Annotated in this window: 11 protein-coding genes and 1 riboswitch; of the genes, 3 read left to right on the top strand and 8 right to left on the bottom strand. The window is 71.7% G+C overall.

Going from position 1 to position 11,405, the window contains the following annotated elements:
• Positions 1–23: 23 nt before the first annotated feature.
• From MKW14_RS30385 to fahA, 7 genes are all read right to left on the bottom strand, one after another.
• The gene (locus MKW14_RS30385) at positions 24–860 is read right to left on the bottom strand and encodes an ABC transporter ATP-binding protein (protein WP_240867905.1); all 837 of its coding nucleotides are present in this window, start codon (positions 858–860) and stop codon (positions 24–26) included.
• Positions 844–1,731 carry an ABC transporter permease gene (locus tag MKW14_RS30380; RefSeq protein ID WP_240867903.1) on the bottom strand — a complete coding sequence of 296 codons (888 nt, stop codon included), beginning with the start codon at positions 1,729–1,731 and terminating at the stop codon, positions 844–846. Before MKW14_RS30380 ends, MKW14_RS30385 begins: the two co-directional genes overlap by 17 nt.
• Positions 1,728–3,071 carry an ABC transporter substrate-binding protein gene (locus tag MKW14_RS30375; RefSeq protein ID WP_240867901.1) on the bottom strand — a complete coding sequence of 448 codons (1,344 nt, stop codon included), beginning with the start codon at positions 3,069–3,071 and terminating at the stop codon, positions 1,728–1,730. The genes MKW14_RS30380 and MKW14_RS30375 overlap by 4 nt, the downstream gene beginning before the upstream one ends.
• A 45-nt stretch (positions 3,072–3,116) precedes the next feature.
• Positions 3,117–3,344: a 4Fe-4S dicluster domain-containing protein gene (locus MKW14_RS30370; protein ID WP_016437651.1), complete on the bottom strand. Its 228-nt coding sequence runs from the start codon at positions 3,342–3,344 to the stop codon at positions 3,117–3,119.
• A 106-nt stretch (positions 3,345–3,450) separates the two neighbouring features.
• Positions 3,451–4,239 carry a GntR family transcriptional regulator gene (locus MKW14_RS30365; RefSeq protein WP_240867898.1) on the bottom strand — a complete coding sequence of 263 codons (789 nt, stop codon included), beginning with the start codon at positions 4,237–4,239 and terminating at the stop codon, positions 3,451–3,453.
• A gap of 120 nt (positions 4,240–4,359) precedes the next feature.
• Positions 4,360–5,301 (bottom strand): M56 family metallopeptidase, encoded by a 942-nt coding sequence (locus MKW14_RS30360; RefSeq protein WP_240867895.1) that lies wholly within the window; start codon positions 5,299–5,301, stop codon positions 4,360–4,362.
• A 240-nt stretch (positions 5,302–5,541) separates the two neighbouring features.
• Positions 5,542–6,759, bottom strand: coding sequence for a fumarylacetoacetase (gene fahA / locus MKW14_RS30355; RefSeq protein ID WP_240867893.1), 1,218 nt, complete (start codon positions 6,757–6,759; stop codon positions 5,542–5,544).
• Positions 6,760–6,954: 195 nt separating this feature from the next.
• Between fahA and MKW14_RS30350 the strand changes: the two genes are divergently transcribed.
• The 3 genes from MKW14_RS30350 (at position 6,955) to MKW14_RS30340 (ending at position 10,527) form a co-directional block, all read left to right on the top strand.
• A complete protein-coding gene (locus tag MKW14_RS30350) occupies positions 6,955–8,223 on the top strand; it encodes a carboxylate--amine ligase (RefSeq protein WP_240867892.1) in 1,269 nt (422 codons plus the stop codon).
• A gap of 67 nt (positions 8,224–8,290) precedes the next feature.
• A complete protein-coding gene (locus MKW14_RS30345) occupies positions 8,291–9,490 on the top strand; it encodes an NAD(P)-binding domain-containing protein (RefSeq protein ID WP_240867889.1) in 1,200 nt (399 codons plus the stop codon).
• A 233-nt stretch (positions 9,491–9,723) separates the two neighbouring features.
• Positions 9,724–10,527 (top strand): HAD family hydrolase, encoded by an 804-nt coding sequence (locus tag MKW14_RS30340; RefSeq protein WP_240867887.1) that lies wholly within the window; start codon positions 9,724–9,726, stop codon positions 10,525–10,527.
• A 9-nt stretch (positions 10,528–10,536) separates the two neighbouring features.
• On the opposite strand, the gene MKW14_RS30335 is transcribed toward MKW14_RS30340, so the two are convergent.
• On the bottom strand, positions 10,537–11,019 hold the full coding sequence (locus MKW14_RS30335; protein WP_240867884.1) for a transglycosylase SLT domain-containing protein: 483 nt from the start codon (positions 11,017–11,019) through the stop codon (positions 10,537–10,539).
• A gap of 3 nt (positions 11,020–11,022) precedes the next feature.
• Positions 11,023–11,212: riboswitch (cyclic di-AMP (ydaO/yuaA leader) on the bottom strand.
• Positions 11,213–11,405 lie beyond the last annotated feature (193 nt).

The following is an 11,405-nucleotide window of genomic DNA, read 5'->3' as shown; positions in this document are numbered from 1 at the left end:
AACCGTCCGAGTGCCGGTCCGGGTCACGTTCCGAGCGAGGAGAGGACGTCGCGGCGCAGGGCCACGCGTGCGGGGTCGTCGTGCACCGTGCGGTCACGCGGGCGCGGCACCTCACGCACGGCTGTCAGCCGGCCGTTGCCGAGCAGGGCCACGCGGTCACCGAGGAAGAGCGCCTCGTCCACGTCGTGGGTGACGAAGACGACGGTCGCGCCCGTGCCGCCGAGCACATCCACCAGCAGGTCCTGCATGCCGGCGCGGGTCTGGGCGTCGAGGGCGCCGAAGGGTTCGTCCATGAGGACGGCGCGGGGCGCCCCCGCGAGCGCGCGGGCCAGCTGGGCGCGCTGGCGCTGCCCGCCGGAGACGCGGTGCGGCAACTGCCGTGCGTGCGCGGCGAGTCCGACGCGGTCGAGCCAGGCGTCGGCCTGGGACCGGCGTTCGGTGCGGGACAGGCCCTTGATGGCGAGCGGGAGTTCGACGTTGGCGCGCAGGGTGCGCCAGGGCAGGAGGGCGTCCTCCTGGAAGACCAGGGCGCGGTCGGCGGCGGGACCGGTCAGCGGGCCGCCGTCCTGGGTGATCTCGCCGGCGAGCAGCGGCAGCAGCCCGGCCAGGGTGCGCAGCAGCGTCGACTTGCCGCAGCCGGAGGCGCCGACGACGGTGAGGATCTCGCCGGGGGCGATGTCCAGGTCGACGTCCGACAGGACGGCGGCGTCCGGACGGCCGAGGGCGGCGTGCCGGAGGGCGAGGCGCGTGCCCCGTACCGCGCCCGGCGCTTGCCCCTCCCTCTCCGGGAGGAGAGGGCGCGAGGCTTCGGGGCCGGTCACCTCCGGGGTGGTCACTTCCGTGTCAGACGAGGTGCTCATCGCGTGTCTCCTCGGTCGACGGGGCGGTCTCGGTCTTCGTGACCGCGGCGGCGGGGGACACCGGGACGGTCGCTCGGGGGCGTACGCCGGGGACGTAGGAGGTCCGCGGCAGCCACCGGGTGAGACGGCGGCCGAGCAGTTCCACGGCCGTGGAGGTGAGCCAGCCGAGTACGCCGATCGTGACCATGCCGACGAAGACGCCCGCGTAGTTGACGACCGTGTAGTCCTGCCAGGTGCGGTAGCCGACGCCGTACTGGCCGGAGATCATCTCGGCGGAGATCACGCAGATCCACGAGACGCCGATGCCGACCGACAGTCCGCCGAAGATGCCGGGCAGCGCGCCCGGCAGCACGACCGAGCCGAGGACCCGCCGCCGGCCGCCGCCCATGGTGAGCACCGCCTCCTCCCACACGGGCGTCAGCGCGCGGACCGCGTGCCGGGTGGAGACCAGGACCGGGAAGAAGGCGGCCGTGCAGGTGATGAAGACGATGCCCTGCTCGTTGGAGGGGAAGAGGAGGATCGCGACCGGGACCAGGGCGATCGCCGGAATCGGGCGGACGACCTCCAGCAACGGACCGAGCACGTCCTCGGCGAGGCGGGAGCGCGCCACGAGTACGCCCGTCGCCACACCCAGGACGGCGGCGAGGAGGAAGCCGGTGAGGATACGGGTCAGGCTGTCGGTGAGGTCCGTCCAGTAGTCGAGACCGGACAGCCGGTCGGCGAAGGCCCGGGCCACGTCGGCGACCGTCGGGAACTGCGAGAAACGCAGCCACAGATCGACGTTCAAGCTGGTCAGCAGCTGCCAGACCCCGAGGGCGACGGTGAGGGAGGTCACCCTCAGCGCATAGCGGGCGAGGGGCCGCCGGCTCACGACGCCCGCCCCAGCGCGTCCGCGTACGTCACGACCCGTGCGCCTCCGTGTGCGGCGACGTACGCCCGCGCCGTCTCCGGGGCCAGGAAGGGCAGGAGCTGCTTGCCGTCGGTCACCCAGATCGCCTTGTCGGCGAACCAGAGGGTGCCGGTGGTCGCGTCGGGGACGTAGGCGGCGCGGATGCCGTCCTTGTGCCGGGCCACGTAACTCAGCAGCTGGTCGGGCGTCTTGGAGCTCAGTGTCTTTTCGGCGCCCTTGGGCCAGACCTCGCCGGTCGCCGCCGGGGGCGCCGCGGCGAGCTGCTGGGCGTAGTCCGCGCCGAGGGCCTTCTTGACGTACTGGTCGTCGACGAAGGCGTCCACGTCGATGTCCCCGGTCAGCTTGGCCGACTTCAGGACCGAGACGTCCTGCTTCAGCGCGGAGACCAACTGCGGCTTGATCGCCGGGTCGAAGGTGGAGATGCCGTGGGCGCCGTTGTAGAGGTAGACGACCTCGGGCGGCAGTCCGGTGGCCTTGGCGACCGACTCGGCGGCGGCGACCGGGTGGGCGTCGAGGTAGTCGGTGGCCTCCGACTGGGCCTTGAGGAAGGCCTCCAGGACGGCCGGCCGCTGCTTGGCGAAGTCCTCGCGGGCGGTGACACCGTGGAAGGTGGGGAGGTTCAGCTCGGCGCCGTCGTACAGGGCCTTCGCCTTGCCCTGGAAGGCGAGCAGTCCGGGCCAGGCGACGAACTGGGACAGTGCGTCCGCACTGCCCGCCGACAGGGCCGAAGCGCCCACCGCGGGCTGCTGGTTGAGCTTCTCGATGCCCTTGTCCGGGTCGATGCCGGCCCGTTGCAGGGCCCGTACGAGCGTGCCGTCGGCCGCGGAGCCGACGCTGGTGGAGACCTTCTTGCCCTTGAGGTCGGCGAGGGAGGCCAGTTTGGAGTCGGGGGAGGTGACGATCGTGTTGAGGCCGCCGCGCAGGTTGTAGCCGGTGACGGCGACCAGGAGGGTCGGCCTGCCGAGCTGCTTGCCCCGGGCCGCGTTGATGAGCAGGGGGAAGTCGCCCATCGAGCCGATGTCGATCTTCCCCGCGGTCATCTGCGCGGTGATGGGGGCGCCGGTGGCGTAGTCCTGCCAGTCGACCTTGTAGGTGTGACCGTCGTTGAGGGCGTTGAGGTCGCGCTCGAAGTAGCCGAGGGAGCGCAGGAGGGTGCCCGCGGTGACCGTGTTGATGGTCTTGGACTGGTAGCCGACGGTGATGGTGACGTTCTTGCCGTCACCGGCCTCGGCACTGCCGCCGCAGGCGGTCAGGGGGAGCAACAGCAGGGCCGCGGCCACGAGAAGGGTGGTGCGCTTCACGAGTGGGTTCGCAAGTACGGTGCGTTTCACGGGAGTTCGGGCCTCTCACCGGAGCAGATAGGGCATGTTGACCGTCACGGCTCCGGTGGGACAGCGGGCCGCGCACGGGCCGCAGTACCAGCACTCGTCGACGTGCATGTACGCCTTGCCGCTGCTGTCGTCGATGGCGAGGGAGTCCAGCGGGCACATGTCCACGCAGAGGGTGCAGCCGTCGATGCACTTCGACTCGTCGATGGTCACGGGCACGTCGGCCCGCTGGGGCGCCAAAGGCATGGCTGTCTCCAGGAAACGGGTCAGGAAAGGGATGAGCGGTAAGGGGACTGGCAGAAGGGGGGACTGGCAGGAGGCGACTGGCAGGAGGCGACTGGCAGGACGGGAACTAGAGGGAGCGGTGCAGCAGGCCGCTCATGGTGATGCGGTCGCCGCGGAAGCGGATGAACTCCAGGTCGACCGGGCGGCCGTCGGCGAGGTGCGTGAGCCGGTCCAGCATGAGGACGGCCGCGCCGCGCGGTGCTTCGAGCACGGCGGCGGAGTGGGCGTCCGCGTTGACCGCCTCCAGGGTGATCTCGGCGTGGCCGAGCCGCCGGCCGGTGATGGCCTCGATGAGGCGGAAGACGTCGGTGTTCTCCAGGTCGGCGCCGAGCAGGGCGGTGCCGATGTCGAGCGGGATGTAGGTCAGGTCGAGGGAGAGGGGGATGCCGTTGAGTCTGCGCAGGCGTTCGATGTAGAGGACGTCGGCGCCGGCGGGGACCCGCAGGCGTTCGGCGACCGGGGCGGGCGCGGGGGCGGGGCCCATCGTGCGGACCTCGTTGGTGACCCGGCCGTGCTCGTGGAGGGTCTCGGCGAGGCCCATCAGCCGGTCGAGACCGTGCGGGTACTTCCGCCCCACTACGACGGTGCCGACCCCGGGCTGACGCTCGACGAGTCCCTCGGCCCTCAGCAGGTCCAGGGCCTGGCGGACGGTGTTGCGGGTGGCGCGGTAGTCCGCCGCGAGGGTCGTCTCGTGCGGCAGCGTGCCGTCCGGGAAGCCGCCGGCCAGCAGCTGCTGACGGAGCAGGTCGGCGAGCTGCCGTGCCTGGTCGGCGCGCAGCCGGCGCCGCGCACGGTGGGCTGCGACGGTGGTCGCGCCCTGTCCGGCGTAGTCTCGGATGCGGTCGCTCGGTGGCATGTCTCGAACCATACCGAGCAGGTAGGGAATGAAGTGTTGCGCCAGTGTTGCGCCACCTGTCGACCCGTCAGGCAAGGCACTGACCTGCGGAAACGGCTGGTGTGGGGCAAGATCTGCCAGTCAGGACAAGGCGGTCAGTCCGGGAGCGAACGTGATCAGCAGCGGCAGCAGCGGCACGAGCGCGGCCACTGTCGCCGTCAGCGCCCGGTGCCGCCGCCCCAGCCTCAGCGGCGGCTCCAGCAGCCGGTCCACCCGCTCGCCCAGCAGCCGGTGGCTGGAGGCGCAGGACAGCACCCCGCGGTGCTGGTTCAGCTCGATCAGTGCCAGCGCGGTCGTCAGGTGCCCGCACCGCCGTGACGCGGTGTCGTCCGCCGCCAGTTCCACCAGCCGGTGTGTCTGGTCGCAGAAGTGGGCGAACAGCGGCACCCGGGGAAACCCGGTGGCCAGCGCGGTCGACAGATGCAGCAGCCAGTCGTGGTGGGCCCGCGCGTGGTCCCGCTCGTGCGTGAGTACGGCGTCCAGCTGGTGGTCGGTGAGCCGGTGCAGCGCGCCCGTCGTCACGACGAGCTGCGGCGGGTGCCCCGGCATCCACCAGGCGTCGGGGTACTCGTCCTCCAGCACCAGCAGCGGCCCGCGCGCCGCCGCCTCGAGGCCGGCCGGCAGCTCGGGCGCCCGCTCGCGCAGATGCGCCCGGGTCACCCCGCGCCGCCGCCGCGCCTCGACCAGTTCGCGGCCGAGCATCGCGGTCGTCCAGGCGGCACCGCAGGCCAGCAGCACCGTGAGGGCGGCGGCCCACACGGGCGCGACGGACAGGTCGTAGGCGGCGGTGACCGCCGGTGGCGCGGGCGCGAAGAGCTGGGCGCGCACCGTGCCGAACACGGCCGCCGCGCCGAGCAGCAGCGCCGCCAGGCAGCACATCAGGACCGTGGCCACCAGGCACTGCCACACCCACAGCGCGACCACGGGCTCCCGCTCGGGCCAGCCGGCCCGCACCAGGGCACGCGGGACCGGCACGGCGGCCGTCAGGGCCACGACACTCAGCAGGAGCAGGCAGAAGGTCATGCCACGGGCTCCGGATCCTGGTCGGAGGAAAGGGGCGAGGGCGGGGCAACCGGCTCGGCGCGCAAGTCGCCCGCCGCCAGTATGACGGCGAAGGACGCCGGAGTCAGGAGACAAGAGCGACCCACTACGTCCCGTGCAGTCACCGTCACACCCCAACTCCCCGCCAGGCTCCGAAGATCCTCCCCTCGCCGAGCGGTCCCTCACCCACGACCGGCCTGTTCACAGGCTCCCTCGGCCGCATCACCCCGCCACGATCCGCCCCGTCACCTCGCCCAGACCCAGCCGCACCCCGTCCGGCCCCGGCGCCCACGCCGAGAGCGTCACCACGTCCCCGTCCTCCAGGAACGTCCGCTTGCCCTCCGGAAGTTCCAGCGGATCCCGTCCGTTCCAGGTCAGCTCCAGCAGCGACCCGCGCTGCGCCGGCTCCGGCCCGCTCACCGTGCCCGACCCGTAGAGGTCGCCCGTCCGCAGGGAGGCCCCGTTCACGGTCATGTGGGCCAGCTGCTGCGCGGCCGTCCAGTACATGGTGGAGAAGGGCGGCTCGGAGACGACATGGCCGTTGATCGCGACGGAGATCCGCAGGTCGTAGCCCCCGGGCTCGGCGTCCGGACCCGAGTCGTCCAGATACGGCAGCAACGCGTGCGTGCGCCGCGGCGGCGCCACACGCGCGTGCTCCAGCGCCTCCAGCGGAGTGATCCACGCGGACACCGAGGTGGCGAAGGACTTGCCGAGGAACGGGCCGAGCGGGACGTACTCCCAGGCCTGGACGTCCCGCGCCGACCAGTCGTTGAGCAGGCACAGCCCGAACACGTGCTCAGGGAACTCCGCGAGTCCCACGGGCGTTCCCATGGCGGACGGCACACCCACCACGAATCCCACCTCGGCCTCGATGTCGAGGCGGACCGACGGCCCGAAGACCGGCTCCGCGTCCCCCGGAGCCTTCCGCTGGCCCGAGGGCCGTACGACATCGGTGCCGGAGACCACCACGGTGCCCGACCGTCCGTGATAGCCGATCGGGAGGTGCTTCCAGTTCGGCGTCAGCGAGTCCGCCGCGTCGGGGCGGAAGATCTGGCCGACGTTCCGCGCGTGATTCTCGGAGGCGTAGAAGTCGACGTAGTCCGCGACCTCGAAGGGGAGGTGCAGGGCCACCGAGGACAGAGGGTGCAGGAAGCCCGCGATCGCCTCCTGACGCGCCGGCACGGTCACCCACTCCGTCAGCGCGCGCCGCACGTCCGACCAGACGGTGCTACCCGCGGCGAGCAGCGGGTTCAGCGAGGGCTGCGCCAGGAGCGAGGCGTACGGCGAGCCGAGCGCCCGCGCCGCCGCGCCCGCGTCCAGGACATGGTCGCCGAGCCGGACGCCGACGCCTCGCCGAGCCGAACCGGCGGGCGAGAACACGCCGTACGGAAGGTTGTGCGGACCGAAGGGATCGCCTTCGGGAACATCGAAGGGGGGCATGGGGTGCTGCCTCACTTTCGTGCGTTTCTGCTGGCCGTGCCACACGTTACGGCCGGGGCCGCCCTCTTGGGCAGTGTCTAAAGAGTTTGCAATGTCCGAATTGGCCTTGTCGGAGTGGGCAATTCCGGCTTAGCGTCCTTTGGGGGACACGGACGGGGTGGGTCCGGTCCGTAGGGGGGACACGTGGGGGGACCCGTGGCCAGGAGCACGAGCAGTGTGCCGTTCCAGGCGGACCGTGACGTGCCGGGCCTGATCGTCAAGTTCGGCGACTATCCGTTGCACCACGGCGGCGTGGGCGCGATCCGCAGTCTGGGCCGGCTGGGCATCCCCATGTACGCGATCACCGAGGACCCCTACACACCCGCCGCCTCCTCGCGTTATCTCAAGCGGGCCTTCGTCTGGCCGACCACCGGCACGGAGGACCCGGGCCACCTGGTGGAGGGCCTGCTGCGCATCGGGCGGCGCATCGGCCGCCCCACCGTCCTGGTGCCCACCGACGAGGAGGCCGCCGTCCTGATCGCCGAGCACCAGGGCGACCTCGCGGGCCGTTTCCTCTTCCCACGCGTGGAGCCCGACCTGCCGCGCCGCCTGGCGAGCAAGCAGGGCCTGCACGAGCTGTGCGTGGAGCACGGCATCCCCAGCCCGACGGCAGCGTTCCCGGGGTCGTACGACGACATCGTGGCCTTCGCCGAGAAGGCCCGCTTCCCGGTGGTGGCCAAGAACCGCGAGGCGTTCCTGCGGCGCAGGCGGCCCGCGGTGAACGGCACGACACGCATCCGCACCCGCGAGGGCCTGCTGCGGCTCGCCCGCGACTGGGGCCAGCGGCCCGGGGTGATCCTCCAGGAGTACCTGCCCAGGGAGGACGCAGAGGACTGGATCGTGCACGCCTACTTCGACCAGGACTCCACCCCGCTCGCCATGTTCACCGGCGTGAAGGTGCGCTCCTGGCCGCCGCACGCCGGAATGACGGCGAACGCGTACGTCGTCGACAACCCGGAACTCGCGGACATCGCCGCGCGTTTCATCAAACAGATCGGCTTCACCGGCATCATCGACCTCGACCTGCGCTTCGACCGGCGCGACGGTCAGTACAAGCTCCTCGACTTCAACCCGCGCGTGGGCGCCCAGTTCCGGCTCTTCGAGAACGAGTCGGGGGTGGACGTCGTCCGCGCCATGCATCTGGACCTGACCGGCCGCACCGTCCCGGAGGGGGAACAGCGAGCCGGTCACCGGTACATCGTGGAGAACATCGACCTGCCCGCCCTGCTCGCCTACCGCCGCAGCGGCTACACGACGCCGCACGCGCCGGCCCGTGCGAGCGGGACGGAGCTGGCCTGGCTCGCGGGTGACGACCCGCTGCCGTTCCTCACGATGCTCGCACGCTTCGCGCGGCCGGGCGCGAAGCACCTGTATCAGCTGTGGCGGACCAACCGCCGCGGCGGCACCACCAGTTCGGAGGGCTAGCCGACCGGTCAGCCGTCCGAGCCGAACCACACGAAGTGGCGAAATCAGCGTCCTGGGGAGGGACTTCGTGATTCAACCGGTTGCGATCATCGGCGCCGGGCCGTTCGGCCTGTCCACCGCCGCCCATCTGCGCGCACGCGGCATCCCGGTCCGCGTCTTCGGCGAGCCCATGGTCAGCTGGCGCGACCACATGCCCGCCCGGATGCTCCTGAAGTCGACGCCCGTGGCCTCCAGCCTGGACGCGCCGCAGCAGGGGCACACCCTCGCCGACTACTGCGACGCCGCCGGCGTCAAGCGGCTGGTGACGGACGAGGACATCATCCCGGTCGAGACCTTCATCGCCTACGGCGAGTGGTTCCAGCAGAAGCTGGTGCCCCAGCTGGAGCAGGTGCGGGTGGTCTCGGTCGACCGGGCGAGCGGCGGCGGCTTCGAACTGAAACTGGACTCCGGCGAGTTGTTCACCGCCCGCGCGGTCGTCGTGGCGACCGGCCTGCACGGCCTCGCCCACCTCCCCGCGGAACTGGCCGCGGCGCCGGACGGCCCCAGCCCCACGGGCCCGGTCTCCCACAGCTCCCAGCACCACGACCTCACGCGCTACGCCGGCAAGGACCTGATCGTGGTCGGCGCCGGCCAGTCGGCGCTGGAGACGGCGGTGCTGGCGGCGGAGGCGGGCGCCCAGGTGAGGGTGGTCTCCCGCGGCCGAGGCAAGGTCGCCTTCGGGGCACCGCCCTGGGACCAGCCCAGGCTGCGCCCCGAGTCGCCCTTCGGCCGTGCCTGGTCGCTGTGGGCACTGAGCTACTACCCGCACCCCTACCGCCGTCTGCCGGCCGGGGCGCGCCACTACCTCGTCCGCCGGGTCCTCGGCCCGCTCGGCGCGTGGTGGCTGCGCGACCGCTTCGAGGGCAAGGTGCAGGTCACCGAGGTCGACGGGATCGTGGCGACCCACGAGGACGGTGGCAGCCCGACGCTCACGGTGCGCACCTTCGGCGGTCAGACCGAGAAGCTGGCGGCGGACCACGTCATCGCGGCGACCGGCTACCGCGTGGACATCGCGGCGATGGACTTCCTCGGGCCCGAGCTGCGCACCCGTGTCGCCGTCAGCCGCGGCGCGCCCCGGCTGGGCGCCGGGTACGTGTCCTCGGTCCCCGGCCTGTACTTCACCGGCCTGCCGGCCGCGGCCTCGTACGGACCGGTGATGCGCTTCGTGTGCGGCACGGAGTTCGCCTCCCCGCGGCTGGCGAGGCACCTGGCGGCAGCACACGGCTGAACCGCCCACCGCCCACCGCCCACCGCCCACCGCCCACCGCCCACCGCCCACCGCCGACCGGCGAGGAGCGCGTGCGCCCGGCGCTCCTCGCGAGTTCGCCTACACCCGCCGACGACAAGGGAGTTGAGCGACACCTGCCGGGCATACGGGAGTTGACGCAGGGGCGGGGGAGAACGGACCGGTCGACCGGTTCGCGATGAGTCGGTGCGACGTGCGCTCCGTATTCTCTGATCATGGCCGCACCCACCGCATTTGCACTCATCGCCACCGACCTGGACGGCACCCTGCTCCGAGGTGACGACACCCTCTCCGACCGGACTCTCGCCGCCCTCGCGCGCGTGGCCGGCGCCGGTGTCCGGCACCTCGTGGTGACCGGCCGGCCGGCTCCCAGAGTGCGGCCGCTCCTCGACGACCTGGGCGGTCGGGGGCTCGCGGTGTGCGGTCAGGGCGCGCAGGTGTACGACCACCGCGCGGACCGTCTGCTGTGGTCCGTCACGCTGGACCGGGAGCTGGCCGAGACGGCGCTCGGCAAGATCGAGGCCGAGGTGGGCCAGGTGTACGCGGCCGTCGACCAGGACGGCGTCGACGGCCTCACACTCATCGAACCCGGGTACCTCATGCCGCACCCCACCCTGCCCGCCGTACGGGTCGGCCGGCGCGACGACCTGTGGTGCGAGCCCATCAGCAAGGTGCTGCTGCGCCATCCGGACCTGTCCGACGACGAGTTGGCGGCGACGGCGCGCTCGGTGGTCGGCTCGCTGGCCACCGTCACCATGTCGGGCCCGGGGACCGTGGAACTCCAGCCGTGCGGCATCACCAAGGCCACCGGCCTCGCGCTGGCCGCCGAACACCTGGGGCTCGGCCCGCGGCAGACCATCGCCTTCGGTGACATGCCCAACGACATCCCGATGTTCGACTGGGCCGCCCACGGCGTCGCCATGGCCAACGCCCATCCCGAACTCAAGGCGGTGGCCGACGAGATCACCCTGTCGAACGAGGACGACGGCATCGCCGTCGTCCTCGAGAGACTGTTCTGACCGGTCGGCTCAGTAGGCGCCGTACACGTTGTCGATCGAACCGTAGCGCGCGGCCGCGTAGTTGCAGGCGGCGGTGATGTTGGCGACCGGGTCGTAGGGGTCCCAGGAGGTGCCGGAGACGTGGTAGGCGGTGAAGGTCGGGTCGATGACCTGCAGCAGACCCTTGGACGGGGTGCCCGCGAGCGCGTTGGAGTCCCAGTTGTTGATCGCGTACGGGTTGCCCGAGGACTCACGGATCACGTTGCGGTAGATGCCGTTGTAGGTGCCCGGGATCCCGTGCTGCGCCATGACGTGGAGGGAGGCCCGGATCCAGCCGTCGAGGTTGTTGGCGTAGCCCAGCGAGGTGGCGGTGGCCACGGTGGGGGTGGCGGCGGAGGCGCTGGTCGCGCCCATGATCGGCAGGGCGAGGACGGCGGCACCCGTGCCGAGGACGGCGAGCTTGCGGACGATGCGGGAGCTTCTGGTACTGCGGTGCTGAGCGGCAGCGGACATGACGAGGTTCCTCTCCGTCGCCTGCGAGGTGAGCTGTCGGGTTCGGGCGGGAGATGCCCGGCCGCACCGCCGTACGGCGACACGACTTCACCCCGAGCCGGCCGGATGCCCTTCGACGTCCGGATCGGCGAACTACCTGGTTCCCCCGCTCCTGCCGTGCGTTCTCGGTTGGTGGAACGGGCGGCGGCAGGATTAGGCGTCCGCCCGACAGGCCGGGAACGTATGCGAGAGCACATGTCCGGAACAAGTCCCGGATTCACACATCACCCCTGTTGACCTTGGTCTGAGGCATATGGGGTGCTTGATCCTTTGCGTCTGCCAAGCCTCAACTCGGGCGTGGGCAAAGGCGGATCGGGAGAAATGCACCGGAATGCGGATCATGCTCA

Origin of the sequence: Streptomyces gilvus (assembly GCF_022513565.1) — a bacterium.
Taxonomy (GTDB): Bacteria; Actinomycetota; Actinomycetes; order Streptomycetales; family Streptomycetaceae; genus Streptomyces; species Streptomyces gilvus.
Note: the sequence above shows the minus strand (reverse complement) of the source record. Positions and strands in the feature narration are given on the sequence as shown.